Source organism: Propioniciclava sp. LT432, assembly GCF_059515965.1.
Window position 1 is genome coordinate 1 of the sequence record NZ_JCAKNE010000039.1, and the last position, 26,513, is coordinate 26,513.

General features: G+C 70.1%; 21 protein-coding genes. 14 read left to right on the top strand and 7 right to left on the bottom strand.

The window, feature by feature from the left end:
• The first annotated feature begins 51 nt into the window (after positions 1-51).
• The 3 genes from AC5YDV_RS17670 (at position 52) to AC5YDV_RS17680 (ending at position 3,754) form a co-directional block, all read left to right on the top strand.
• On the top strand, positions 52-1,242 hold the full coding sequence (locus AC5YDV_RS17670) for an integrase catalytic domain-containing protein (RefSeq protein ID WP_496182577.1): 1,191 nt from the start codon (positions 52-54) through the stop codon (positions 1,240-1,242).
• A gap of 179 nt (positions 1,243-1,421) precedes the next feature.
• Positions 1,422-2,630, top strand: coding sequence for an acyl-CoA dehydrogenase family protein (locus AC5YDV_RS17675; RefSeq protein WP_496184894.1), 1,209 nt, complete (start codon positions 1,422-1,424; stop codon positions 2,628-2,630).
• Entirely contained in the window at positions 2,627-3,754 is a 1,128-nt protein-coding gene (locus tag AC5YDV_RS17680; RefSeq protein WP_496184893.1) for an acyl-CoA dehydrogenase family protein, read from the top strand. The genes AC5YDV_RS17675 and AC5YDV_RS17680 overlap by 4 nt, the downstream gene beginning before the upstream one ends.
• 10 nt (positions 3,755-3,764) lie before the next feature.
• On the opposite strand, the gene AC5YDV_RS17685 is transcribed toward AC5YDV_RS17680, so the two are convergent.
• A complete protein-coding gene (locus AC5YDV_RS17685) occupies positions 3,765-5,198 on the bottom strand; it encodes a uridine kinase family protein (protein WP_496184892.1) in 1,434 nt (477 codons plus the stop codon).
• Positions 5,199-5,294: 96 nt separating this feature from the next.
• On the opposite strand from AC5YDV_RS17685, the gene AC5YDV_RS17690 reads away from it, so the two are divergent.
• Both AC5YDV_RS17690 and AC5YDV_RS17695 read left to right on the top strand, forming a co-directional pair.
• Complete coding sequence (locus tag AC5YDV_RS17690) at positions 5,295-6,020, top strand: competence/damage-inducible protein A (protein ID WP_496184891.1); 726 nt, start codon at positions 5,295-5,297, stop codon at positions 6,018-6,020.
• Positions 6,021-6,081: 61 nt separating this feature from the next.
• Complete coding sequence (locus tag AC5YDV_RS17695; protein ID WP_496184890.1) at positions 6,082-6,564, top strand: glutathione peroxidase; 483 nt, start codon at positions 6,082-6,084, stop codon at positions 6,562-6,564.
• A gap of 64 nt (positions 6,565-6,628) precedes the next feature.
• On the opposite strand, the gene AC5YDV_RS17700 is transcribed toward AC5YDV_RS17695, so the two are convergent.
• The gene (locus tag AC5YDV_RS17700) at positions 6,629-7,498 is read right to left on the bottom strand and encodes a carbohydrate kinase family protein (RefSeq protein ID WP_496184889.1); all 870 of its coding nucleotides are present in this window, start codon (positions 7,496-7,498) and stop codon (positions 6,629-6,631) included.
• A 95-nt stretch (positions 7,499-7,593) separates the two neighbouring features.
• On the opposite strand from AC5YDV_RS17700, the gene AC5YDV_RS17705 reads away from it, so the two are divergent.
• Both AC5YDV_RS17705 and AC5YDV_RS17710 read left to right on the top strand, forming a co-directional pair.
• Complete coding sequence (locus AC5YDV_RS17705; RefSeq protein WP_496184888.1) at positions 7,594-8,412, top strand: SDR family NAD(P)-dependent oxidoreductase; 819 nt, start codon at positions 7,594-7,596, stop codon at positions 8,410-8,412.
• A 69-nt stretch (positions 8,413-8,481) separates the two neighbouring features.
• Positions 8,482-9,486 (top strand): asparaginase, encoded by a 1,005-nt coding sequence (locus tag AC5YDV_RS17710; RefSeq protein WP_496184887.1) that lies wholly within the window; start codon positions 8,482-8,484, stop codon positions 9,484-9,486.
• 20 nt (positions 9,487-9,506) lie between these two features.
• On the opposite strand, the gene AC5YDV_RS17715 is transcribed toward AC5YDV_RS17710, so the two are convergent.
• From AC5YDV_RS17715 to AC5YDV_RS17725, 3 genes are read right to left on the bottom strand one after another with little or no spacing between them, the layout of a single operon-like run.
• The gene (locus AC5YDV_RS17715; RefSeq protein ID WP_496184886.1) at positions 9,507-10,631 is read right to left on the bottom strand and encodes a mandelate racemase/muconate lactonizing enzyme family protein; all 1,125 of its coding nucleotides are present in this window, start codon (positions 10,629-10,631) and stop codon (positions 9,507-9,509) included.
• Positions 10,628-11,566 (bottom strand): LysR family transcriptional regulator, encoded by a 939-nt coding sequence (locus AC5YDV_RS17720; RefSeq protein ID WP_496184885.1) that lies wholly within the window; start codon positions 11,564-11,566, stop codon positions 10,628-10,630. Before AC5YDV_RS17720 ends, AC5YDV_RS17715 begins: the two co-directional genes overlap by 4 nt.
• Positions 11,567-11,570: 4 nt before the next feature.
• A complete protein-coding gene (locus AC5YDV_RS17725; protein ID WP_496184884.1) occupies positions 11,571-12,893 on the bottom strand; it encodes a DASS family sodium-coupled anion symporter in 1,323 nt (440 codons plus the stop codon).
• Between the two features lie 449 nt (positions 12,894-13,342).
• Between AC5YDV_RS17725 and AC5YDV_RS17730 the strand changes: the two genes are divergently transcribed.
• The 5 genes from AC5YDV_RS17730 to AC5YDV_RS17750 all read left to right on the top strand — a co-directional run bounded on the left by AC5YDV_RS17730 (position 13,343) and on the right by AC5YDV_RS17750 (position 21,446).
• Positions 13,343-14,383 (top strand): TerC family protein, encoded by a 1,041-nt coding sequence (locus AC5YDV_RS17730; protein ID WP_496184883.1) that lies wholly within the window; start codon positions 13,343-13,345, stop codon positions 14,381-14,383.
• A 45-nt stretch (positions 14,384-14,428) separates the two neighbouring features.
• Positions 14,429-15,655 (top strand): non-homologous end-joining DNA ligase, encoded by a 1,227-nt coding sequence (gene ligD / locus AC5YDV_RS17735; protein ID WP_496184882.1) that lies wholly within the window; start codon positions 14,429-14,431, stop codon positions 15,653-15,655.
• A gap of 67 nt (positions 15,656-15,722) precedes the next feature.
• Entirely contained in the window at positions 15,723-17,003 is a 1,281-nt protein-coding gene (locus AC5YDV_RS17740; RefSeq protein WP_496184881.1) for a cation:proton antiporter domain-containing protein, read from the top strand.
• A gap of 338 nt (positions 17,004-17,341) precedes the next feature.
• Positions 17,342-18,343 carry a S66 family peptidase gene (locus tag AC5YDV_RS17745; RefSeq protein WP_496184880.1) on the top strand — a complete coding sequence of 334 codons (1,002 nt, stop codon included), beginning with the start codon at positions 17,342-17,344 and terminating at the stop codon, positions 18,341-18,343.
• Between the two features lie 142 nt (positions 18,344-18,485).
• The gene (locus AC5YDV_RS17750; protein ID WP_496184879.1) at positions 18,486-21,446 is read left to right on the top strand and encodes a S8 family serine peptidase; all 2,961 of its coding nucleotides are present in this window, start codon (positions 18,486-18,488) and stop codon (positions 21,444-21,446) included.
• A 79-nt stretch (positions 21,447-21,525) separates the two neighbouring features.
• On the opposite strand, the gene AC5YDV_RS17755 is transcribed toward AC5YDV_RS17750, so the two are convergent.
• Both AC5YDV_RS17755 and AC5YDV_RS17760 read right to left on the bottom strand, forming a co-directional pair.
• Positions 21,526-23,898, bottom strand: a complete 2,373-nt coding sequence (locus AC5YDV_RS17755) for an ABC transporter permease (protein ID WP_496184878.1) — start codon at positions 23,896-23,898, stop codon at positions 21,526-21,528.
• A complete protein-coding gene (locus AC5YDV_RS17760) occupies positions 23,895-24,614 on the bottom strand; it encodes an ABC transporter ATP-binding protein (RefSeq protein ID WP_496184877.1) in 720 nt (239 codons plus the stop codon). Before AC5YDV_RS17760 ends, AC5YDV_RS17755 begins: the two co-directional genes overlap by 4 nt.
• Before the next feature lie 87 nt (positions 24,615-24,701).
• Here AC5YDV_RS17760 and yidD point away from each other — a divergent pair, with 87 nt between their 5' ends.
• Together yidD and AC5YDV_RS17770 are read left to right on the top strand one after the other, a co-directional pair.
• Positions 24,702-25,007: a membrane protein insertion efficiency factor YidD gene (gene yidD, locus AC5YDV_RS17765; protein ID WP_496184876.1), complete on the top strand. Its 306-nt coding sequence runs from the start codon at positions 24,702-24,704 to the stop codon at positions 25,005-25,007.
• 147 nt (positions 25,008-25,154) lie between these two features.
• Positions 25,155-26,513: IS1380 family transposase (locus AC5YDV_RS17770; protein WP_496184895.1), on the top strand; the 1,359-nt coding region annotated here is incomplete at its 3' end.

The following is a 26,513-nucleotide window of genomic DNA, read 5'->3' on the forward strand; positions in this document are numbered from 1 at the left end:
TTCGGGGGTGTCGTTGCCTCGCGTAAGGGTCTCCGCCTGAACGATCCGGGGATGGAGCTGACCTTGAGCGAGCGCAGGGCTGTCACGGTGAAGAAGGCGTTGGCCTACAAGGGGGCGGACCGGGCCGGGAAGTCGCGGATCCTGGACGAGTTGGTCGAGTTGACGGGCTGGCATCGTGACTATGCGCGGGCGGCGTTACGGGAGGTGCTGGTCGTCAAACCGGTCCGGCCTCGCAAGCCGCGGTCGCGGGTCTACGGCGATGACCTGCTGCCCGCCCTGGTGCGCTGTTGGACCCTGTTGCGGGCGCCGGCGGGGAAGATCCTGGCGCCGTTCATGCCCGTGCTGGTGCCCCTGCTGCGGGTGGAGGGGGAGATCGTCTTGGACGACACCCAGGCCGAGTTGTTGGCCGGTATCTCGGCGGCCACGATCGACCGGATGCTCGCCGGGGAGCGGAAGCGGATGACGCTACGCGGCCGGACGCACACCAAGCCGGGGTCGTTGTTGAAACACCAGATCCCGATCCGCACGTTCGCTGACTGGGACGATGCGACGCCGGGGTTCGTCGAGATCGACCTGGTCGCCCACGACGGTGGGGTGGCCTCGGGTGAGTACTGCTACACGTTGACGATGACCGATGTGGCGACGGGGTGGACGGTGAACCGGTCGGTGCCGAACCGGGCCCGTCGGTGGGTGATCGAGGCCATCGACCACGCCGCCGGGATGTTCCCGTTCCCGATCGTGGGGATCGATTCCGACAACGGGTCGGAGTTCATCAACCACCACTTCCTGCACTACTGCGAGACCCGCAAGATCACGTTCACGCGCGGGCGGGCGGGGAAGAAGAACGACGGCTGTTACGTGGAGCAGAAGAACTGGGCCCGGGTGCGGGAGTTGGTCGGCTACTACCGGTACGACACCGACGCCGAGCTCGAGCTGCTGAACCGGATCTGGGCGTTGGATGACGCGTTCGCGAACTACTTCCTGCCCAGCCTGAAGCTGGCCTCCAAGCACCGCGACGGCGCCAAGGTCGTCAAGAAGTACCACCAGGCCGCCACCCCGCACCAGCGTGCCCTCGCCCACCCCGCGACCCGGAAACGGCCCGTGATCACGATGAACGCCCGGTTCAAGAAGCTTCGCCTCGGTGCCCTGCAACGCGAGATCCTCCACCACACCGGACGCCTCGAAGCCCTCGCCCAGGCCAAGGGCCGTACCGCCCGGCAACGCCGTGCCGCGACCGGCTGAACCGGAGGAGACACGTGAGGCAACGACTCCTGCCGAACCGGAGGTCACAGGTGAGGCAACGACCTAATCCATCCGGAGGTATTGACATGAGGCATCACGGACCCAACGAGGCGTCGGGCGATGGATTCCGTTGGCGGTCCCCCCTTGTCAAGCGAGGATTTCGATGCCTAGGGTGCCTCATGGACCACGGATTGAGCCCCGCACAGGTCGAGTGGCGACAGCGCGTCAGGGACTTCATCGCACGGACGCTGACCCCGGAACTCGAGCGTGAGGTCTGGGAGCAGGGCGTCGACGAGCTCGGTCCCGAGACACGCCGGTTCCGTGAGGCCATGGCCGCCGAGGGACTCCTCGGGGTCACCCTGCCCACGGACGCCGGGGGCCTGGGGCTGGGCGCCACCGAGCTCTCCCTCCTGCGCGCCGAGCTGGACTACCACCGCCTGGCCGAACTCGACTTCACGTACACGGCCGTCGCGCCCATGATCCTGCGCGACGGTACCCCGGAGAACCGCGAGGACTGGCTGCCCGGCCTGTTGCGGGGGGAGATCATCGTCGCGGTCGGCTACTCGGAACCGGACGCCGGGACCGACCTGGCGGCCATGACGAGCCGGGCCGAACTCGTCGGCGACGAGTGGGTGATCAACGGGCAGAAGCTGTGGAACACCCGGGCCCACGTCTGCACGCATGAGTGGATGTGCGTCCGAACCGATCCCCACGCGACGCGACACCGCGGGCTCTCGGTCATCATGGTTCCGCTCGACGCGCCCGGCGTCGAGATCCACCCCATCGAGACCTGGGGTGACGAGCGCACCAACGTGACCCACTTCACCAACGTGCGGGTGCCCGCGCGGAACGTCATCGGCGAGGTCAACCAGGGGTGGCGCTACATCACCGGGGCCCTCGACCTCGAACGCCTCGCCGTCGGCCACGTCGGTGAGCTCCGCCGCGAGCTGGACGGCCTGCTGGGCGCCGCGTTGGCCGGCCAGACCGTGGTCGACCAGGACGTGGCGCTGCGCGAGGTCGCCCTCCTCGAGGCCGACTGGGACGCCGCATACCTGATCGGGTTGCAGGCCGCCACCATCTTCGACCAGGGCGAGATCCCCACCATCCCCGCGACGGAACACAAGATCCTCACCAGCGAACTCCGCCAGCGTCTGGCCGACACGGGCCTCCGGTTGTTGGGGGCGTCCGGCCAGCTGAGCTGGCGTGACGCGGACGCCCCCCTGCGCGGCTCCCTCGAGCGCCTCTACCGGGCGAGCCCGCTGCTCAAGTTCGGCGCCGGCGCGAACGAGGTCCTCCGCGACGTGATCGCCCAGCGCGGCGAGGGACTGCCGTCCTATGGCCGCTCCCCCAGCGCCACCCCCAACTCCGGCCAGGAGGTTCGGCCATGACCGTCGCATCGATGACCTTGGTCCCGACCGAGGACGACCTCGCGATCACCGAACTCGCGGAATCGGTGTTCGCCCGCCACTGGAGCCCGAGCCAGGTGCGGGCCGGCAAGTCGGGCCCCCTGGACGTCTCAGCGCTCCACGGTGCACTCGCCCAGGCCGGACTGATGTCGATCACCTTGCCCGAGACCGCAGGCGGGGGCGGTGGCCAGTTGAGGGACCTCGGCCTGGTGATCGCAGCGGGTGGGGCGGCCCTGTGCCCCACCACCGTCCACACGTCCGTCGACTTCCTCCATGCGCTGGACGCCTTCGGCCTCGAGGACGCCTCGACGTCGCGTGACGCGGTCCTGCAGGGCAGCGCCATCGGCACGACCGGCCTGTGGAACCCGGACAACGCATTCGACACGGTCCCCGTGCTCGAGGCCGAGCGCGTTCCCGACGGCTGGCGGGTGAGGGGCCGCCTGCGCCTCATCCGCAACGGTGGCCTGGCGGGCGAGGTCGTCGTCGTAGCGCGTCCGAGTGGGGGCGACGGACGTGTCGTCGTCGCCGTGGTCGCGTTGGGAGCGCAAGCAGCGCAGGGGCTCACCGCGCGTCCACGACGGACGTTCACCGGCGAGGACCAGCACGATCTCGAGTTCTCCGACGTCACCGTGCCCGCGTCCGCGGCCACGGAGGCCGACCCATCCCTCGTGGCGGCCCTCGCCCGCACGAGCTTGGCGCTCCAGTGCGCCGACCTCGTCGGGACGGCCCGCCGCGCACTCGACCTGACCACGGCCCACGTCAAGGAAAGGCACCAGTTCGGCCGGCCCCTGGGCGGCTTCCAGGCGGTTCAGCACCACATCGCGGACATGCGGATGGCGGTGGACGCCGCCCACGTCCTCACGGGGCGTGCCCTCGCCGTGCTCGGGGACGGGCACGACGGCGTCCGCGAGGTCGCGATCGCCAAACTCATGGCCGGACGCGCCGCCACCTACGTCACCCGCACGGCGCACCAACTGCACGGCGGGATCGGGCTGGCCACCGAATCCGACCTGCACCTGTGGTCGGAGAGGGCGAAGGCCTTCGAACTGCTCGGCGGCGCCCAGGAGATCCAGACGGACCAACTCGTACGGCACCTGACGTCCTGACGGGCCGGCGTCAGCTGCCGTCGTAGGCGCTGCCCCCGATGAACTCCCGCAGGATCGAGTTGAAGGGCACCCGGGTGACGTCCACCGGTGTGAAGAACCCGAGCAGTCGTAGGAGGCGGTCCCGAGTGGCGCGGTGCGGGCTGGCGTCCGGGATCTGCACCAGGCCCGCCTCGGCGGCTGGTCGCAGGGCGTTGAGCTCGTACACCAAGGAGGTGTTGAACATGACGTCGGCGCCCTCCTGGAAACGGAAGACGTTCAGGTACTCACCCCGGCGCACGCTCTTCCACCGCGCCAACGTGTCCTCCGGCTCGATGCCGCGGGTCCGCTCGTCCCGCACCAAGCGGCGCAGCAGGCGGATCTCCGTGGTCGGCACCCGGTTGATCCGGTCGATGTTGAGCCCGCCCAGGGCGCTCACGTACATCCGGAACGCCTCGCCCGGCGGGACGTGGCCCAGGAGCGCGGGGTTGAGCGCGTGGATCCCCTCGATCACCAGCACCTCGTCGTCCGCGAGACGCAGGTCCACGCCCCCGGTGCGCCGGCCCTCGACGAAGTCGAACTGCGGGACGGTGACCGGGTCGCCGTCCGCGAGCGCGCGCAGGTGGCTCCGCAACAGCGGGAGGTCGAGGGCCTCGAGTTGCTCGAAGTCGAACTCGCCGTGCACGTCCCGCGGGGTGTGCTCGCGTTCGACGAAGTAGTTGTCCAAGGAGAGGGAGACCGGCCGCAGCCGGTTGACCTCGAGTTGGGTGGCGAGCCGGCGGGTGAAGGTGGTCTTCCCGGACGAGGACGGGCCCGCCACCAGCAGCATCCGCAGGGAACGTCGTTGCGCCAGGATGCGGTCGGCGATCCCCGCGATCTGCTTCTCGTGCAGGGCCTCGGCCAGGTTGACCAGGCGCAGCCCTCGGCCTTCCTCGATGAGACGGTTCACGTCGGCCACCAGGTCGAGCCGCAGCATGTCGAGCCAGTGGCGGTTCTCCTCGAACGCCTCCGACAGCAGCACCGGCGGGATCAGCGGGTGCTGGCTGCCCCGTCCCACGTCGCCGAAGTCCACGATGAAGCCGTGCGCGAACGGCACGATCGTGAACGGCTCGACCTGGGAAGGGTCCAGCTGGGCGGGGTACAGCACCCGGGTCACCAGGTCCCCCACCCGGTAGACGTGGTAGCCGCCGTCCATTCCGAGGTCGACGATCGGCTCCCCGGCCGCGACCCAGGCGCGCAGCCGCCGGTCGATCTCGCGGACCTCGCGGACCGAGAGGACGGATTCGTCCAGGGCGCAAAACACGCCCTCCAGGATCGAGTAGGAGATCTGCAACTCCTCCTCGGGGAACAGGTCCCTGACCACCTTCACCAGACCGACCTTCACGGTCTGGCGTCCCTCCCGCAGGTGGGTCTCCCGGACGCCGGCGTCCTCCGCCCCGCTCCGCACGGGGGGCTGCGTACTGGCCATGGACCGACGCTACTCCCCCGCCGACCACGGCGCCGAGGCCAGCCCCGGGCACTCTCCCGACGCGCAGTAGGCTGCCTCCACGTGAAGGGAGGTCGCATGCCCAACCCGACAGCCGCGATCCTGATCATCGGCGACGAGATCCTCTCCGGCCGGACCCGTGATGCGAACGGTCACCATCTGGCGATGGAGTTGGCGAAGGTGGGCGTCGACCTCAAGGAGATCCGCGTGGTGGCCGACGAGCAGGACGCCATCGTCGCGGCCCTGAACGCGCTGCGGACCGCGTACACGCACGTCTTCACCTCCGGGGGGATCGGTCCGACCCACGACGACATCACCGCGGACGCCGTGGCCGCCGCCTTCGGGGTGGGGATCGGGATCCGCGAGGACGCGCGGGCCATCCTGGTCGGGATGTACGCCCGCCGCGGTGTGGAGCCCAACGAGTCGCAGTTGCGGATGGCCCGGGTGCCCGACGGGGCCCGGCTCATCGAGAACGTCCTCTCGGGGGCACCCGGGTTCAGCGTCGAGAACGTGCACGTGATGGCGGGGGTGCCGAGCGTGTTCCGCGAGATGGTGGCCGCACTCCTTCCGGGGCTGGAGCACGGGACGCCGAAGGTGGTGCGCGAGGTGCGCTTCGAGGTCGGCGAGGGGCGCATCGCGGCGCCACTGCGCGCGCTCGCGGCCGACTACCCCGACCTGGCGATGGGGTCCTACCCGTTCGCCGAGGAGGGACTCCACGGCACGAACGTCGTCATCAAGGGTCAGGACGCCTCGCGCGTGGATGAGGCCGTCGCTCGGCTGAAGGACGACATCGCGCCGGGATGAAACCGCCGACCGTCGGCGTTGGGGATCATCGACAGCACACCTCGTCCCACGAAGGAGCACCATGCCCACCCTGTCCGACTTCACCGCCACGACCATCACCGGCCAGCAGCGGAACCTGGCCGACTACCGGGGGAACGTCATCCTCGTGGTGAACACGGCGTCCAAGTGCGGCCTGACGCCGCAGTTCGCCGGGCTGGAGGAGTTGTACCAACAGCACAGCGACGCCGGCTTGGTCGTCCTCGGGTTCCCGAGCGACCAGTTCAGGAACCAGGAGTTCGGGGAGGACTCCGAGATCGCCGAGTTCTGCCGGCTCAACTACGGGGTCTCGTTCCCGATGTTCTCCAAGGTGGACGTGAACGGCGAGGACGCGCACCCGCTCTTCCGGTGGCTGCGGTCCGAGACCGCGGGACCGGAGGGCGACGCCATCGAGTGGAACTTCACCAAGTTCCTCGTCGACCGCGAGGGCCGTGTCGTGCGCCGGTACGCGCCTTCGGTCGAGCCCGGCGCGATCGTGGCCGACCTGAAGGAGGCGCTCGCGGCCTGAACGACTCAGGCGGCGCGCTGCGGCTTGCGGGGCGCGGACGTCCCGGTGCCCGGCGGGGGACGCCTCAGGTGGGCGTCCGGCCCAGATCGGCCGAGCGCACGCCCGGTCCGATGTGGCGCATGCTGAGGGCCCGGACAGCCTGCCGCGCACCGGCCGCCAGGGCCGCCTCCACGGGCTCGCCCCCCAGCGTGGCGGCGAGTGTGCCGGCGAAGAAGGCATCGCCGGCTCCGTTGGTGTCGACCGCCTCGACCGGGACCGCCGGGACGGTGTGCAGGCGTCCGGTCGCGTCGACCGCGATGGCCCCGTCCGCGCCGAGCGTGCAGGTCGCGAGGCGGACGCCGTGGTCCACGAGCGAGCGCAGGAACCCCTCGGGGTCCGGAAGGTTCTCGCCGCTGCATTGAGCGACCGTGGCCACCTCCCAGAAGGGACGGTGCCAGTCGGAGTCCGCAGGGACGTCGTGCAGGTCCGTCCAGATCGTCAGGTCCTCACGGCGCAGGGAGGTGGCGAGGCGGCGGGTCCACGGTGCGAGGTCAAGCACGACGACGGACGCGCTGCGCAGCGCGTCCGCCGACGGTTCCGGTGTGTCCGCCGGCGGAGTGGCGTAGATCGAGACGCGCTCGCCCTGGGGGGTCATCAGGTTCAGGTGGCGTTCGGTGTGGTCGATCGGCTGGGGGTCCACGGTGAGGTCGTCCGGCAGCGCGGCCCGGATTCGGCGTCCGGCCTCGTCGTCGGCCAGCGGCGTCCGCAGCCGGACGCCCACGCCCAGGTCGTGCAGGTGGAGCGCCTTGCCGGCGGACGTCCCGCCGATGGTGTCCCAGGAGTCCCGGGCGACGACCATCTGGGTGCGCGGTTCGGGGAGGTGGTCGAGCACGATCAACGTGTTCCAGGCAGTGGGGCCGAGGACCTCGACCGTGGTGTCCGGCGGGACGGCCATCGGGTCTCCTTTGGGGAGGCGTCGGGCCGATCCTACGATGACGAGGGAGCCGAACCCGTGAAGTGCGGGCGGGCCGTCGACGAAGGGGATGGACGATGGAGAAGGTATGGCTCGTCACGGGAGCCTCGCGCGGGTTCGGACGCATCTGGGCCACGGCAGCCCTCGAACGTGGCGACCGTGTCGCGCTCGCGGCACGCAACCCTGATGCGGTCCAGGACCTCGTCCAGGCCCACCCGGACACGGCGCTGGTCGTCCAACTCGACGTCACGGATCGCGGTCGCGTGTTCGCCGCCGTGCAGGAGGTCGTCGACGCCTTCGGACGGATCGACGTCGTCGCGAACAACGCGGGCTACGGCCACTTCGGGATGGTCGAGGAGGCCACCGAGCAGGAAGTCCGCGACCAGTTCGAGACCAACGTGTTCGGTGCCCTGTGGGTGACCCAGGCCGTGCTTCCCGTCCTGCGGGCCCAAGGCTCGGGTCACCTCCTGCAGACCTCCTCGCGCATGGGGGTCATGGCCGTCCCGAACCTCGGGATCTACAACGCGTCGAAGTTCGCCCTCGAGGCGTTCTCCGACTCGCTGGCGCAGGAGGTGGGCGGCTTCGGCATCAAGGTGACCCTCATCGAACCCCAGGGGTACGCCACCGAGTGGTCCGGCGCGTCCGCGCACCGGTCGGCCAAGAACCCTGCGTACGACGACTTCCGGGCCTGGCTGGCCGAGAATCCCACCACCGTGCCGCCCGGCCAGCCCGAGGCGACGGCTCCGATCGTGCTCGAGATCGTCGACATGGCGGAGCCGCCACTGCGCGTGCTGTTCGGACACGGGGCTGTGGAGCGCGTGGAAGCCGTGTACGCCGACCGGCTGCGCACCTGGCACGAGACACGCGAGCTCACCGAACGTGCCGACCACCTCTGAGTCGGGCGTCGAGGACCATCGTGTTTCGCCTCGTGGCCCGCGTCGCCGTGCTCCTCGGAGGGCTGTGACATGACGGACCAGCAGTTGCCCCGCCTCGCCGTCGGTTCCCTCGGCGGGACCATCGCCATGGCGCCCACCGCGCCCGGCGCGCCCGTCGCGCCTCAATTGGACGCCGCATCGCTCCTGGCCGCGGTCCCGCAGCTGGACGACCTCGCGGACGTCCGGGCTGCCTCGCTGGCCAACGTCGCCTCGCCGTCGATCACGCTGGCGCACGTACTCGCAGCCCTCGACTTCGCCCACCGCTCCGTCGACGAGGGCGCGGACGGGGTCGTCCTGACCCACGGCACCGATACCCTCGAAGAGACCGCCTACCTCCTCGACCTGCTCTGGGATCGGCCGGAACCCCTCGTCATCACCGGTGCGATGCGCTCCTCGCAGCAGCTCTCCGCCGACGGGCCGGCGAACATCATGGCGGCTGCGGTGACGGCCACTGCGCCCGGCGCGCGCGACCTCGGCGTCCTCGTGTGCCTGGACGACACCGTGCACGCGGCCCGCCACGTCGCCAAGACCGACTCGACCTCCCTGTCCACTTTCGCGTCCCCGGGCTGGGGGCCCATCGGGCGGGTCATCGAGGGGCAGTTGCGCCTGGGCCTCCTCCCCGTCGGGCGGCACCAGGCCCTTCGCCCACCGGCACCGGACCACCCCATCCGGGTCGGGCTGGTCGAATCGACGATCGCCGACGACGGGTGGCAGCTGCAGGCGGTGCTCGCTCAGCAGCCCACTGCGGTGGTTCTCGCCGGGTTCGGCGTCGGTCACGTCTCCGAGGCGGTGTCCCGCGTGGCCGTCGAGGCCGCCGCGGAGATCCCCGTGATCTTCGCCACCCGGACGGGTCGCGGAACCACCGCCACGAGGACGTACGGCTTCACCGGCTCGGAGTCGCACCTCCTGGCCCACGGGCTGATCGGCGCGGGTTTCCTCTCGCCGCGCAAGTCTCGCCTCCTCGCGCACGTCCTCGTCGAGTCGGGTGCCCCGGTCGAGGAGATCCGGGCCGAGTTCGCGCGCCGGGGGGCCTGAGCCGGAGATCACCCCACCGACTAGACAGCCACCGCCATGCGCCGGCGATCGGTGCGGTAGTGGTCGAGCTTGTCCTCGTCGATGACGACGCCCGTGCCCGGCACGTTGCGGATGTACATCTTCCCGTCGACGATCTGGAGCGGCTCAGCGAGGATGTCGTCGGCCATGTCGAGCCAGTTCGAGAGTTCGCCGGCACGGACGGAGGTTCCGCGGAACGCCGAGCCGAACACGATCGAGCACAGTGAGCCCACCTGGCCGTCGATCTGGTTGCCCATGACGTTCTCGACGCCCATGGACTCGCACAGGAAGTGGATCCGCTGCGAGTAGGTGAAGCCGGTGCGCGCGGTCTTGATGGAGATCGCCGTCGCGTAGCCGCCCAGCAGGGCACGCACCACGTCCGCCTGGTTGGGGACCGACTCGTCGGCGACGAACGGCATCGGCGTCCGGTCGACCAGCCACTTGCGTCCCAGCACGTCGTCGGCCGGGTTGAGTTCCTCGGCGAGGGTGAGTCCCAGGTCCTTCATGGCGTCCAGCGCCTGCGCCGACTCCGATGCGCTCCACCCCCGGTTGCCGTCGATGTACAGCTCGATCTCGTCGCCGAACTCGGCGCGCAGGGCACGGCACACGTCCACGTCGAGCTGGTAGGGGCGGCGTCCGACCTTCACCTTGTAGGTGGTGATGCCGTACCGCGTCTTGTAGTCGTGCACCACCTCGACCATCTTCTGGGGGGCGTCGAAGCCCACCATGTGCGAGACCCGCATGTGGTCGGTGTAACCGCCCAGCAGCTTGGTGACGGGCTGGCCGAGCACCTGCCCGATGACGTCCCACAGCGCCATGTCGACGGCGCCCTTGGCGCACGGGTTGTCCACGGTGCGGTTCATGCGGGCGATGGCCTTCTCCCGGTCCAGCACGTCGAGGCCGACCAGGTCGGGCGCGAAGACGTCCTCGACGGCCGCCTTGATGGACGCCTGCGTCTCGCCGTAGGTGTACGGACGCGGCGGCGCCTCGGCGGTGCCGACCACGCCGTCCTCCCCGTGCACGCGGACGAGGATGTGGTTCGCCGTGTGCTGCTCGCCGGATGCGAAGCGGAGCGGGTGGACATAGGGGATGGAGAACGGGATGGCTTCGATCTTCGTGATCTTCACGGGATTTCCTTGTCTGATGGTTCGGGTGTGGTCGGCAGGTCGGTGAACAAGCCGGCGCGACTGAGTGCGGCCAGGAAGGCCTGGACCAGGGAGGAGGTGTCGTCGCTGCGCCAGGCGACGGCGATGTCGACGTACTCGGGGCTCTCGACCTCGACGAAGTGGACATCGGAGACCGCCAGGCGTCGGGCGGAACTGGGCACCAGGGCGATCCCGATGCCGGCGGAGACGAGGCCGAGCATGGTCGAGGTGTCCGACACCTCCACCGCCACGCGCGGCTCGAACCCGCCACGGGAGCACATCCTGCGGACGGCCTCGCCGACCACCGAGCCGGACGCCCGGGGGTAGACGACCATCGGCTCCCTGCGCAGGACACCGATGGGGACGGGCCCTTCGCTGATGGCGAGGCGGTGCCCGGCGGGGACGGCCGCGACCAGGGGGTCCCGGTCCAGCAGGCGCCAGCTCAGGCCCGGCACCTTCAGCGGGAGCCGGACGATGCCCACGTCCAGTTCCCGCCGCTGGAGGAGGCGCTCCTGGTCGGGCGTGAGGAGCTCGGCGTCCAGGGTGACGCTGACATCGGGCAGTTCCCTGCGCAGCACCCGCATGATGTGCGGGAGCAACGTGTAGGTGATCGACCCGATGACACCGAGGACCAGGGTCCCCCTCTCCCCCCGCGCGTGGCTGCGCACCCGGGCGTCCATCGCCTCGAGGTGCGCCAGAACCTGGAGCGCCTCGGCGAGGACCTCCTTGCCCACCTCGGTGAGCTCCACGCTCCGCGTCGTCCGGTTCAGCAGGACGGCTCCGAGGTCCGATTCCAGGTCGCGGATCCGCTTGGAGAGCTGGGCCTGCGAGACGAACAGGGCCTGGGCCGCCCGGCCGAAGTGGCGCTCCTCGGCGACGGCGACGAAGCAGCGGAGGGAGAAGAGGTCCATGTTCATGGCATCACCATGCCCCCAACAGCTTCATCCAGAGCGACCCGAGGCCGACCCAGATCAGCAGGTTCGGGATGGACATGATGAAGTTCTTCGTCCACCACTCACGAACCGTGAAGAAGCCCTGGGCGAAGAGCAGGGTCGGGGCGGCGCCGCCGTAGTGCGTGAGCGTGGAGAAGTACGACGACAGGACACCGAGGACCATGGCGGCCAGCAGCGGCGGGACGCCGACGGCGACGGCCGTGCCGAGGAAGGCGGCGTACATGGCGGCGACGTGGCTGGTCAGCGACGCGAAGAAGTAGTGGGAGTAGAAGTAGACCAGCACGAGGATGATGAAGGCGACCACCCAGTTGAGCCCGCCGAGGCCGTGGGCGACGAGCCCGGAGAACCAAGGGATGAAGCCCAGGGAGTTGAGGAAGTTGGCCAGCGTCAGCACGATGGCGAACCAGATCAGGGTGTCCCACGCCGACTTCTCGCCGGTCACGTCATCGAGGGTGAGCGCGCCGGTGATCAGCAGCACGACGACGCCGACGATGGTCGTGGTGGTGGCGGAGATGGCGAACATGGCGTCCCCGACGGTCCACAGCAGGATGAGCAGGCCGATCACCGCGACGACGATGCTCTCGTGACGCGAGATCCGGCCGAGGGAGCGGAGCATGGTGCGGGCCTCCGCCGCCACCTCGGGGGTGTGCTTGACCTCGGGCGGGCAGATCACGTACGTCAGCAACGGGGTCACGATGAGCGCGACCAGGCCGGGACCGGCGGCGTAGAGGAACCACTCCATCCAGGAGATCTTGAGCCCGAAGTCGGACGCGAAGCCGACCATCAGCGGGTTCGCCGCCATCGCCGTCAGGAACAGGGCGCCGGTCGCCGAGTTGAAGTGTGCGGCGGTCAGGGTGAGGAACTTGCCGATGCGGCCGGCGGTGGGCGTCCGGGGCTCGGAGCCGTAGGTGGACGACACCGCGCGCAGGATGGGCAGGACGATCGCACCGCCACGGGCCATGGCGGACGGGGTGGCCGGCGCGAGCACGAGGTCGGTGAAGCCCAGACCGTAGGCGACGCCGAGCGAGTTCTTGCCGAGCTTGGCGACGAAGAAGTAGGCGATGCGCCGGCCCAGCCCCGACTTGATGATCGCCCGCGAGACGAAGAACGCCATCACGATCATCCACATGACCGAGTTGGAGAACCCCGAGCGTCCCTGGGCCACGGTGATCGACCCGGTGAGGACGGCGACGGCGAGACCGAGCAGCGCCATGACCGAGAGCGGGAAGGGCTGGAGGATCAGGCCCAGGATGGTCAGGACGAACACGATGAACAGGTGCCAGGCCTTCACCCCCGTCGGCTTGCCGTGATGATGGACCTGGCCGAGGGGGGCCTGAAGACGTGCGAGGGCTCAGAAGCGCCCGCGCGGGGGTTCTGAGGTGGTGGTGCCGTCAGCGTCGGCGTCGACGCGGGGGCGACAGTGGCCATGGCGATCCTTATGGGAGTGGCCGCTCATGGCGGCCCGGCTGGTGTTGGCACCCATCATCCACACGGGCACTACACGGCGTAGTGGATCCTGTCCATTGATCACCCATCCGAAACGCTTCTTTCGCCGTGCGCCTGGGACAGGTCGTCCCGGCGCTTGTCCAGACACACTGCTGCCGCTACCTTGGATGGACGAGGGGAGTACTTCACAAGCCTCGCGCCGGTCACTTCGAAGGGGTCACTCCCTTCCCGGCGTGGGCACCCTGTCCAGGGTGAAGGAGACCTCAGACCGCACAACGATCTGAGGAGACCCTGATGTTCCCGCTGCATGCCCTCCCCCTGGAGGCCGTCCCGGCCGCCCCGCACCTGACCAGCATCGGATCCCCCCTCCTGTGGGGGTGGACGATCGCGGGAGTCGTGCTGCTGTTCGGCCTCGACTTCCTGATCACCCGCAAGCCGCACGAGATCTCCATGAAGGAGGCGGTGGGCTGGTCGGTCTTCTACGTCGCCCTGCCGCTCCTCTTCGGCGTGTGGCTGTGGGGGTCCTTCGGCAGCCAGCAGGGGCTGGAGTACTACACCGGCTACCTGGTGGAGAAGTCGCTCAGTGTCGACAACCTGTTCGTCTTCATGCTGATCCTCAGCGGCTTCGCGGTGCCCAAGGAACTCCAGCAGCGCGTGCTGTTGATCGGCGTCGCCGGCGCGCTCGTCCTCCGCGGGATCTTCATCGCCGCCGGCGCCGCACTGATCGCGACCTTCAGCTGGGCGTTCCTGCTCTTCGGCCTCATCCTTCTGGCCACCGCCGTCAAGGTGTGGCGGGACGCCGCCGCCGACGACCACGGGACCCCGGTATCGGAGATGAGGATCGTCCGCGGGGTTCGCCGCGTGTGGCCCGTCACGGACGACTACCACGGAACGCGACTGACCGTGGCCGGGAACGGACGCCGTGCGCTCACCCCCCTCGCCCTGGTCGTCATCACGATCCTGTTCACCGACGTGGTCTTCGCCGTGGACTCCGTGCCCGCCGTCTACGGCATCACGGGTGATCCCTACCTGGTCTTCGTGACCAACGCCTTCGCCCTGCTCGGGCTGCGCGCCCTGTACTTCGTGCTCCAGGGCGTCCTCGCGCGGCTCGTGCACCTCAGCTACGGGCTCGCGTTCATCCTGGCGTTCATCGGCGTGAAGCTGGTCCTGCACTGGGCGCACGACATCTGGGCCTGGATTCCGACCGTTCCCACCCTGGCGTCCCTGGTCGTCATCCTGGGCGCTCTCGTCCTGGTCACCGCGACCAGCCTTTACGCCTCCCGGCGGGATCGGACCGCTTCGTCGGCCCCGTCCGAGGCGGACGCCCCGAGCTGAGGCTGGGTCTGGTGAGCGTCGTCCGTCCTGGTCTAGCGTGAGGTGATGAGCCCCGGGAAGAGCGCCGCGGAGATCCTCGACATCGAGGGTCACCAGGTGCGGGTCTCGAGCCCCGACAAGGTCGTCTTCCCCAAGCTCGGGTTCACCAAGTTGGACGTCGTCCGCTACTACCTGTCGGTCGCGGACGGCGCCCTCCGCGGGGCTGCGGGACGGCCGATGATGCTCAAGCGGTTCGTCAAGGGCATCACCGAGGAGCCGTTCTTCCAGAAGCGCGTCCCCGAGAACCACCCGATCTTCATCGAGACCGCGACCCTGCGGTACGCGCGGGGGACGTCTGCGGAGGAGGCGGTCATCCGGGACGCCGCGGGCTTGGTCTGGGTCGTCAACCTCGGCTGCCTCGACCTCAACCCGCACCCCGTCCGGGCCGAGGACCTCGACCACCCCGACGAACTCAGGATCGACCTCGACCCCATGCCCGGCGTGGACTGGCCCGGCATCGTCGCGGTGGCGGACGTCACCCGCGGCGTCCTGGAGGACCACGGCCTGGTCGGCTGGCCCAAGACCAGCGGCTCACGCGGCCTGCACGTGCTCGTCCGCATCGCCCCGCGCTGGGACTACCGGGAGGTCCGCCTCGCGGCCGAGGCGCTGGCCCGCGAGGTGGAGAACCGGGCGCCCGACCTGGCCACCGCGCGCTGGTGGAAGGAGGAACGCGGGGAGACCGTGTTCGTCGACTTCAACCAGAACGCCAAGGACCGCACGGTGGCGTCCGCCTACTCCATCCGCCCCCTGCCGGACGCCCGCGTCTCGGCCCCGCTCTCCTGGGCGGAGGTGGGCACGCGGCGTCCGGAGGAGTTCACGGCGCTGACCATGCCGGCCCGCTTCGCCGAGATCGGCGACCGGCACGCCGGCATCGACGACGCCGTCGGATCGCTCGACCCCCTGCTCGCGCTCGCCGAGAGGCTCGGCCCGGCGTCCAGGGAGCGGGGCGAAGCCTCCGGCCCGCCCGGACGCCGCCGCTCCACCAAGCCGCTGGTCGAGGTGGCCCGCACCAGGACCAAGCCGGAGGCCCTCGCGGCCCTGGAGGAATGGAAGGCGCTCCACCCCGACGTGGCCGACCGGCTGACGGAGTCCGACGTGCTCGTCGACGGCATGCGCGGGTCCAGTTCGCTGTGGTACCGCGTCCGGGTGAACCTGCAGCACGTCCCCGAGGCGGATCGCCCGGCGCAGGGTGAACTCATCGCCGACTACGACCCTTGGTCCGACAAGCGCTGATACGCTGCTGCGCGCGCTCCTGACCAGACGGCGTGGACGTGAGGCTCGGCGATGAGGGGAGGCGTCCATGACGGCTGACACGGTGTACCTGCTCGCGGGGCTGGCGCTCTTCGTGGCGGTCGTGGCGCCGGTCCTCGTGCGCTCGATCGCCCTGTCAGCCCCGCTCGTGCTTCTCCTTCTCGGCATGGTGCTGGGCCTCCTGCCGCTCCCCGAGGGCTGGTCGTTGGAGCCGATCGCGGTGCGCACGATCATCGAGCACGTGACCGAGGTGGCCGTCCTCGTGGCTCTCATGGGCGTGGGACTGGCGCTCGACCGTCCGCTGAACCGGCGCACATGGCGGACGTGGTCCCCCACGTGGCGCCTGCTCCTCGTGGCGATGCCGCTGACCATCGCCGGCGTCTTCCTGCTCGGGTGGGGCGTGCTCGGCCTGGCCGCCCCGGCCGCCCTGCTGCTGGGCGCGGTCCTGGCCCCGACCGACCCCGTGCTCGCCGGGGACGTCCAGGTGGAGGGCCCGAGCACGGCCGGCTCCCCCGAAGAGGCCGAGCCGGACGAGCGGGACGAGATGCGATTCGCGCTGACCTCCGAGGCGGGCCTGAACGACGGGCTGGCCTTCCCGTTCGTGTACGCGGCCGTGTTCCTCGCCACGCGGGGACCCATCACCGAATGGGGCGCGGGATGGCTGCTGTGGGAACTCGTCGGCAAGATCGTGCTCGGCGTCCTCGTGGGAGCGCTGGTCGGGTGGGGCGTCGGGCGCTTGGCGTTCCGCGCGGCCGACCATCGTCTCCGCATCGCCGAGCACGGCGAGCCCCTGCTCGCTGTCGCGGCCCTCGTGCTGTCCTACGGGGCCACCGAGGTCGCCGGGGGCTACGGGTTCCTCGGCGTCTTCGCCTGCGCGCTGGCCCTGCGGGCGGTGGAACGCCACCACGACCACCACCGGGCCATGCATGAGGTCATCGGGTACCTGGAGCGGCTGCTCATCCTCGTGATCCTCCTCTTCCTCGGCATGGCACTCACCCGCGGTCTGCTGGCAGGGGTCGATTGGCGCGGCGCCGTGGTCGCCCTAGTCCTCGTGTTCGTCCTCCGGCCGGCCGTCGCGTGGTTGTCGCTGTCGATCGCAGCCCGGGACGCGTCGCTTCCGGGCGGACTGTCCCGCGTCGAGCGTGGGGTCACGGCGTTCTTCGGCGTCCGGGGCGTGGGATCCCTGTACTACCTGGCCTACGCCGGGGGCTTGGCCGCGCTGCCCGAGGAGTCCTGGCTCTGGTCCACCGTCGCGGCGACGATCCTGCTGTCGGTGGTGGTCCACGGGGTGGCGACCACGCCGGTGCTGAAGCGCCTGGCGCCGCAGTGAAACCCCTGCGGGGGCGCGACGTGGGTGGGTCAGGTGGTGCGCCGCCCATCCTCATCCCGGTGCGAACCGTCCCGGGGGTTCGGCTCGTCGCCGGCCAGGTGGCTCCCCTCCGCGTGCGGGCTCGCACTGGGGTCGAGGCGGTCGGCCTCGGCGAGGCGTCCGACCTGTCGGATGAAAGGAAGCTAGCCCGAGCCCGCGGGGTCGTCAATGATCCCGGGGTTGTCACCCCTTCTGACAAGCGCGGATGTCTGCCATGCGGCGGCCATGGGAGCGGACTCTGGCCGCCCCGCTCGGTTGGCCCCTGTGACGATCGCGTCACCGCGTGCCAGACTCCCGGCATGCCCGTCCATCCGTCGCAGTTCCAGGTGCCACCGCGGTTGCGGCGCGGGGATGAGGTGCGCATCATCGCTCCCTCGCGATCCCGCGCCTTCGTCCTGGAGAACGACAACACGCGCTGGGTGGAGCAGCGCTTCCGCGACATGGGCCTCACGGTGACCTTCGGCGCGTCCGTGGACGAGCGGGACATCTTCGACTCCTCCCCGATCCAGTCCCGCGTCGCCGACCTGCACGCGGCGTTCGCCGACCCCGGCGTCGCGGGGATCATGGCGGTGATCGGTGGCTACAACAGCAACGAACTGCTCCCCCACCTGGACTGGGGCCTCATCTCGTCCCACCCGAAGGCGTTCTGCGGCTACTCCGACGTGACGGCCGTCCAGAACGCCATCCTGGCCAGGACTGGGCTGGTCACGTACTCCGGTCCCCACTGGTCGACCTTCGGGATGCGGGACCACTTCGAGCCCACGGGGCAGTGGTTCGTCCGCGCGGTCTTCGGCGATGAGGAATTCACCATGACACCCTCAGACGCCTATTCGGATGACCTGTGGTTCCAGGACCAGGACGACCGGACGCTCCGGCCCAATCCCGGGTGGGCGGTCCTGCAGGCCGGCAGCGCGTCCGGCCACATCGTCGGCGGGAACCTGTGCACCTTGAACCTGCTGCAGGGCACGGACTGGATGCCCCCACTGGAGGGGGCTTTGTTGTTCCTCGAGGACGACGAGCTGAGCAGTGGGCCCGAGTTCGCCCGCAACCTGACCTCTCTGCTCCAACTCCCGGACGCCGCCGGTGTCACCGGCCTGGTGCTCGGGCGCTTCCAGGAGAAGTCCCAGGTGACCACGGAGCAACTCGCGGAGATGGTACGCCGACAGCCGGCGCTGCGCGGCAAGCCCGTGGTGGCCGGGGTGGACTTCGGGCACACCTCCCCGATGACCACCTTTCCGATCGGCGGAGTGGCGGAACTCACGGCCGACCCGCACCCCGTCCTGCGCATCACCCGACACTGAGAGTGGCCCTCAGTTAACAGTTAGCGACTGGCATTGCCGAGGTGGCCGCGGCGGCCCTCTTCCCCCGACCAGGGGTGATGGCGTTCGATGGGCTCCACCACCGCGCGCCCGCAAGGAGCCGGGGACTCGATGAGGAGACACAGTGACACCAGGAAGCACACGGACGAGACGCGGCCTGCGGGCCGCCCTCGCCCTCAGCGCGACGGCCGCCGTCATGCTGACCATGTCGGCACCGGCTGAGGCTGTTGTACCCGGCCCCCTGCGTGGCAGCGCGGCCGGCGTCCAGAAGGCGGCGAGCACGTTCACCGACGGCACGTACATCGTGCAGGTGGCCGGCGATCCCCTCGCCTCGTACGCGGGCAGCACGAAGGGCTACGCGCCGACCAAGCCCGCCAAGGGCACCCGCTTCGACCCGACGACGGCCAACGCGAAGCGCTACGACGCGTACCTGAAGTCCCAGCAGAACAAGCTGCTCGCCAAGGTGGGCGCCCAGCCCCTGCGGCAAAACACCGTGGCGTTCAACGGCTTCAGCGCGACCCTCTCCGCGAAGCAGGCCGCGACGCTGGCGTCCGACCCCGCGGTCGTCGCGGTGACGAAGGACAGCCTGCGGAAGGTGCAGACCGACCTCAGCGACGAGTTCCTCGGCATGGAGGGCGTCTGGGATGACGCCGGCGGCCGCGAGAACGCGGGCGACGGCGTCGTGGTCGGCGTCCTCGACACGGGGATCTGGCCGGAGTCGGAGTCCTTCTCGGCCGGGCCCAAGCACTCCACCCTGCCGACGTGGTTCCGCGGCGTCTGCGAGACGGGCGAGCGATGGAGCGCCCGCACCTGCAACGGCAAGATCGTGGCCGCCCGCTACTACGTCGACGGCTTCGGCAAGCAGAACATTGCGAAGGGCGAATTCCTCTCCCCGCGTGACGGCGATGGCCACGGGACGCACACGGCCTCAACCGCAGCCGGCAACATCGTCGAGGACGTGACGGTGGACGGCAAGGACTACGGCCTGATCTCGGGCATGGCACCCGCCGCCAAGATCGCGGCCTACAAGGTCTGCTGGACCGGCAAGACCGACGACGGCTGTGCCACCTCGGACATGGTCGCCGCCATCGACGACGCCGTCGAGGACGGGGTTGACGTCATCAACTTCTCCATCGGCAGCAGCAGCGAGAGCCCGGTCTACGATCCGACCGAGATCGCGTTCCTCAACGCCGCCGCCGCAGGCGTGTTCGTGTCGGCGTCCGCCGGCAACAGCGGCCCCGGCGACAGCACGCTCGACCACCCCAGCCCGTGGCTGACCACGGTGGCTGCGAGCACACACCGCAACTCCGACGCCACCCTCACCTTGGGGGATGGCCAGACGTTCGTGGGGGCGTCCAACACCAAGCCGCTGACCGCCCAGACGCCGATGGTCCTGGCCGGTGGCGCCTGGGATGCCCAGAAGTCCCCCACCCCCCAGCAGCTCTGCCTCCTCGGGTCGCTCGATCCGGTCCAGGTGAGCGGCAAGCTCGTGGTCTGCCTGCGCGGCACCAACGCTCGCGTGGAGAAGTCGCAGGCGGTCAAGGACGCCGGGGGCGTCGGCATGGTGCTCATCAACCGCTCCCCCGGTGAGGGCCTGAACGGAGACCTGCACGCCGTTCCGTCGATCCACCTTCCCTCGTCGGCCCTGGCGGCGGTCACGGCCTACGCGGCCACCGGCTCCCCGACGGGCGCCATCACCCTCGGCGCCCCGGCGGGTCAAGAGACCGTGCACCCGCAGATCGCCGGCTTCTCCTCGCGGGGGCCGTCGACCACCACCGGTGGCGACATCCTCAAGCCCGACGTCGCCGCCCCGGGCGTCGACGTGCTGGCCGCGATCACGCCGTACAACAACGCCGGCCGCAACTACTCCCTCATGTCGGGCACGTCGATGGCGTCCCCGCACGTGGCCGGCGTCGCCGCCGTGCTGCGCGCGGTGCACCGCGACTGGTCGCCGATGGCAGTGAAGTCGGCGCTCATGACCAGCGGCACCGACATGAAGTCCGGCACCACGTCGCCGTTCGCGCAGGGCGCCGGCAACATCGCCCCCACCTCGGCCGTCGACGCGCCGGTGGTGTTCGAGCACAATGTCATCGACTGGGTCGGCTACCTCATGGGTGTCGGCGTTCTCCCGCCCGACTTCGCACCGGGCATCGCCTTGCAGACCGGAACGCAGCTCAACCAGGCGTCCATCGCCGCGGGCAGCGTGGTGGGCGAGCTGACGGTGACCCGTGAGCTCACCAACGTGTCGGGCAAGGCGCAGTCCCTCGACGTCGTCGCCCACGTCCGCGGATTCGACGTCACCGCCAACCCGGCGACCGTCGAGATCGCAGCGGGTGGCACCGCCACGGTCGGGCTCACCTTCACCCGCACGGATGCCCCGCTGGGCGCGTACGCCACCGGTCACCTCATGTTCGGCGACGACGTCCGACTGCCGGTCGCGCTCCGGCCGATCGCCGCGGCGATCGACAAGGCCGAGGTGGACGGCACCGGGGTCTCCGGCAGCGCCACCGTCACAGTGACGCCGGGCTTCTCCGGCACGCTGGACGCCGGGGTCTCCGGGTTGGTCGGGACGACCCCGGTCCCCGACTCGGTGACGACGGGCGCCTTCGACTACACCGCCCCGACGGGCCCGAGCAGTGCCGTGGACGTGTACAACCTGACGGCCGCCGACAACACCGCCCTGCTGCGGTTCCAAGTCGACGGAGCCGACAGCGACGACCTCGACCTGTGGGTCTATCGCGAGACGGCGTCCGGGCTGGCGCTCGTGGCCTACTCGGCGACGGGCGGCGCGGACGAGGAGGTCACCCTGCGTGACCCGGCCGCCGGCACCTACCGGGCGTTCGTGCACGGCTACTCGACACCGAGCGGCGGCGGCTACACGGCCCGCAACTGGGTCGTGGGGGACGCCGACATGAACAACCTGACCGTGTCGCCGACCTCGGCCTCCGTGACGATGCGCCAGCCGGTGAAGTTCGACCTTGCTTGGGAGGAGCTCACCGAGGGTCAGGACTACCTCGGCCTGGTCAGGTTCTCGAACGAGGCCGGCGAGGCCACCTCGACGATCGTCGAGGTCCGCACGGCCTGACGCATCCACACACCACCGGGACCCCGTCGGACAACAGCCCGGCGGGGTCCTGGCGTGTTGAGCAGCGCTCCTCTGCTCGTCATTCGCGGAACTTCAGCACCTCCGTGACCGGCACCGAGCGGGTGTGGCGCGCGCTGGCCATCCGGACCACGGCGTAGGCGCCCAGCGCCAAGTCGGCCATCACCGCCACGTCGCCGCCCGTCACCTGGAACGGGATGCCGATCGGCAGGTGGGCCGTCATCAGCCGCCAGACCTCGCTCATGATGGCGACCGACACCGGGATCGCCGCGGCCACGCTCCCCACGACGAGCCAGAAGTAGTTGTCCAGGTACAGCCGCCCGACCTGGCGATCGCTGTACCCGAGCGCCTTGAGCAGCGAGATCGAGTACCGCTGCCGGGCCACCGCCATGTGGATCAACACGTACAGCACCACCACCATGATGAGCATCGACGACCAGGTCACGAGCGTCACGATGCGGGAGAGCAGGGCGTTGAACTTGACCACGCCCCCGAGCATCTCCTCGCGGGTGCTGTGTCCGGCCAGCCGGTCGGGGTCGATGGGGAGGGGTCCGTCGGACAGCACCGCGTTGTAGTACGGGACGCCCGCGCCGTTGGTGCCGGCGAGCCCCTTTGCTGCGGCGAGGACGCCGGGGTCGAGCAAGGCGCGCGCGTGCTCGGGCGTGGTGAAACCGAACGCGGTGGTCGTGTAGTCGGAGACGCCGACGACCGCGAACGCCCAGGAGAAGGTGCCGTCGCTCAGCGTGATCGTGTCGCCCACGCCCAGCCGGTACTTGTGGGACGCCGCCCGGGAGAGGACGAGTTCCTGCGCCGCCAGGTCACCGGTGGGGACCGGGAAGTACGGGTTGTCAGCCGGGACGCCGAGCACCGTGATCGACTCCCCGGGCGTCCCGTCGCTGCCGACCACGGCCATGGGGACGGCGACCGCCTCGTGGCCACCCTCGGGGACCGAGGCGAGGTCGGGGAACCTCAGGGTGTAGAAGTCGTGGAAGGTCAGCTCGTCCTCGGCCCGGGCCAGCCATGCGTCCATGGAGCTGCGCATGCCCAATCCGAAGACCAGCAGCAGGATGCACAGGAAGATCCCGGCCACGATGAGGAGCTGACTGGCGATGGTGCGCAGGGACTGTCGGATGCGGAAGGCCGTGACGAACGGCAGGCGGTCCAGCCGCAGAGGCAGCAGCGGGCCCGCGGAGGTCTGGGGACGCAGCAGCTCCTGGGTGGGCCGGTCGAGCGCCGCCCGGATGACGAGCACATTGACGGCCGCCACCAAGGCCGCCGGTGCCACCAGGGTGGCCGCCACGATGGTCCGGGAGGGCTCCACCGGGACGGCGGGGAACGAGTAGTAGTCGGTGATGATGCCCAGCGAGGGGGCGAGCGTCCGGCCGATCAGCGTCGCGAGCGCAGAGCCCACCAGGGCGACACCCACCGGCAGCACCAGGTAGTGGCGGACGAGCGAGCCGGCGCTGGTGCCGAGGGCCGACTGGGTGCCGATCACCACGGAGTCACGCAGGATGCGGTCGCGCGAGAACTCGCCCAGGACGTAGGCCACCAGGAGCAGGACGAGGACGGTGGTGACGAGGGTGACGGCCAGGGTGGTCCTGGCGTCCGAGATCGCGCCGCTGATGCGGGGGTTGTCGTCGGCCGGCAGGAACAGCGACAGTGCGGGGTAGCTCACCGGCAGGCCGACGTCGGCGGCGGCGTCCACCGCACGGGCGACGTACGGGTTGGACGCCCTGGCCGGGTCGAGCGCGAACCGCAGCATCACCTCCCGGACCTCGTCGTGGTCGGCCCCGGCCAGTTCATAGCCGTACGCCGACGTCGCCGTGCGCGGGTGGGTGGCGACGAGTTCCTGGTGCAGGGCCGGGAGCACCGTCACGAGCACGAAGCGCTCGGGGTCGCCGGTCTGGCCCAGCCGCGGGCTGGCGAGCGTGTAGTCGGGGAAGCTGCCGATGCCGGTGATCCGCAGGGTGTGCCCCGCGACGACCAGGGAGTCGCCCACCCGCAACCCGTGCGCGCGGGCGTGCAGCTTCTCCACGATCACCTCGCCGTCCCGGCTGGGCAGGACGCCGGCGTCCAGCGTGGGGCGACTGAGGGCCTGGTCGACGCGGAGCACCCGGACGTCGGTGTCGGTCTGCTTCGTGCGGCCTGCCACGTCGACGTAAGGCGTCGGCACGATGCGGACGCCGACCGCCTCGACCTCGGCGAGCTGGTCGTCGGTGAGGGCGACGTCGGTGACGACCATGCCGTCGGCGAGCTGCCCCTCGACCGCTCCACGCTGGATGCCGGCCAGCGTGGAGGTGGCCGAGGTGACCAGCCCCACGACGAGGCCGAGCCCCACGGCCAACAGGACGACGATCGCCGTCCAGCGAGCCCAGGTGGCGCGGAAGCTGCGAGCGTTGCGCCGCAACGTCAACAGCAGGGCGGACGCGCTCACCAGTCCAGCTCGCGGGCCGGGAGGGGCGCGTGGTTGAGTTCGTCGCGCACGACGCGGCCGTCGCGCAGTTCGATGACCTGGTCCGCCATGCGGGTGATCGCCTCGTTGTGCGTCACCATCACCAGCGTCGTGCCGTAGCGCTGGTGGACCTCGTCCAGCACCTCCAGCATCTGTTGGGAGGTGTGGCGATCCAGTGCGCCGGTGGGTTCGTCGGCGAGCAGGAGGTCGGAGCCCTTGACCATCGCCCGGGCGATGGCGCAGCGTTGCTGCTGGCCCCCGGACAGCTGGGCCGGGAACTTGTGCCGGTGCTCCCACAACCCCAGGTGGCCGAGCAGTTCGTCGACGTCGAGCGGGCGCCGGACCAGGTGCGCGGTCACCTGGACGTTCTCGGCCACGGTCAGGTCCGGGACGAGGTTGTAGAACTGGAACACGAACCCGACGTGGTCGCGGCGGTAGCGGGTCAACTCACGCGGCGTCAGGGCGGTCACGTCCAGCCCGGCGACGTGGATCGCGCCGGCGTCGGGGGCGTCGAGGCCACCGATGGCGTTGAGGAGCGTGGACTTGCCCGACCCGGACGCCCCGACAACCACGCATCGCGCGCCTCGGGCCACCTCGAACGTGATGTCGTGGAGCACCTCGACCCGATTCTCACCTGCCCCGTAATGGCGCGACAATCCGGCCACGCGGACGTGGGCGGGTGTCGTCTGTCCAGTCATCCCTTCCAGTGTTCCACGGGGTCGTTCGCGTCCGTTCCGGGCCAGGGCTGCCCTGTCCAGGAGGAGACGTCCGTCTAGGATCCACGCATGACCACGACCAGCTGGATGTCCAGGGCTCCCCGCCTCACGGTCGACGCTGCCATTCGCGCTTACCAGCGGTACGTCTCCCCACACAAGGGCTACACCTGCGCGCATCTCGTGGCCCGCGGCGGACAGTCCTGCTCCGCGGCGGTGCGCGGCATCATCGCCGAGCGCGGTGTCCTGCGCGGATCGGTCCCGACGCTGGCCCGGTTCTACGCGTGCTATCAAGCCGCGGCGCTGCTGAAGGCGGGACCCGACACGGTGCGCGGCGTGTGTTGTTGCGGCGGGATTCCCATTCCATTCCGGTTCTAGCCTCGATCGTTCATGGCGGAGTGAGCGACGCGTGCGGTAGATAGGCCGGAGTGCCTTCTGGCTACGGGATACTTGGACTTGCGACTGTTCAAGACCCCTGAAGCGGAAGGCACTCCGTAGGTGAAGCGTACTTCGTGGTCCACCGGTATGTCCGTGACCGGCGATGGTGGCGCGGTGATCGCCCACGCCGGCAGCATCGGGCTCAGGATGCTGGCCGAGAACACCGGCCTGACCGGCGCCCTATCGACGGCGATGGCCCGGCGTTCGTTCGTCCCCTCGGTGCACGACCGTGGCCAGGTGCTGACCGATGTGGCGGTGCTGCTCGCCGACGGCGGGGAAGCGATCTCCGACATCGATGTGCTGCGGCACCAATCCCAGGTCCTGGGGCCGGTCGCGTCTGCTCCGACGGTGTGGCGGGCGTTGGACGAGGTCACCGACGCCAGGCGGAGGAAGATCGCCACGGCCCGGGCCCGTGTCCGGCGCCACGTCTGGGCCCAGCGGACAGCGGCTGGTGGGGTTCCGGCGTCTCGGGTCGCCGGGACCGATCTCGGCAGCACGGTGGTGTTGGATGTCGATGCCACGATCGTGGTGACCCACTCGGAGAAGGAACTCGCGTCGCCGACGTTCAAACGAACCTTCGGGTATCACCCGATCGGCGTGTGGTGCGACAACACGGGCGAGTTCCTCGCCGCCGCGCTGCGGACAGGTCGGGCAGGATCGAACACCGCCGTCGATCACATTCAGGTCTTGGGCGAGGCGATCACCCAGATCCCGATGCCGTATCGCCGCCATCTGTTGATCCGCTGCGACGGGGCCGGAGCCTCGCACCTGCTGCTGGACTGGCTCCATGCGCAAGGCCAAGTCAGAGGCAGGACGCTGCATTACAGCGTCGGGTTCACGATCGGGGAGAACATCCGCCACGCCATCTCGCAGTTGCCGGCCGGGTTGTGGTCCCCGGCGCTCACCGCTGAGGGTGAGGTCCGAGACGGCGGGGACGTCGCCGAGGTCACCGGCCTGCTGGACCTGACCCGGTGGCCGGCCGGGATGCGGGTGATCCTGCGCCGCGAACGCCCCCACCCCGGGGCTCAACTGTCGCTGTTCGAAGCCCACGACGGCTGGCGCTACCAAGCGTTCGCCACCAACACCGCCGAGGGGCAGTTGCAGTTTCTCGAGGCCCGTCACCGGGCGCATGCCCGGGTCGAGGACCGGATCCGACACGCCAAAGACTCCGGCCTGGGCCGGTTCCCGTCACGCGAGTTCAGCATCAACCAGACCTGGCTACTCCTGACCATGATCGCCGCCGACCTGGTCGCCTGGCTCAAAATGCTGGCCCTCGACGGTGACCTCGCCAAGGCCGAACCGAAAGCACTCAGGTATCGGCTGCTGCACGTCCCGGCCCGGCTCGTCTACGGCGCCCGACGGCGACGACTGCGCCTACCCAAGACCTGGCCCTGGGTCGAGCACCTCGTGGCCGCGTTCGCCCGGATCGCCGCGATCCCACCACCA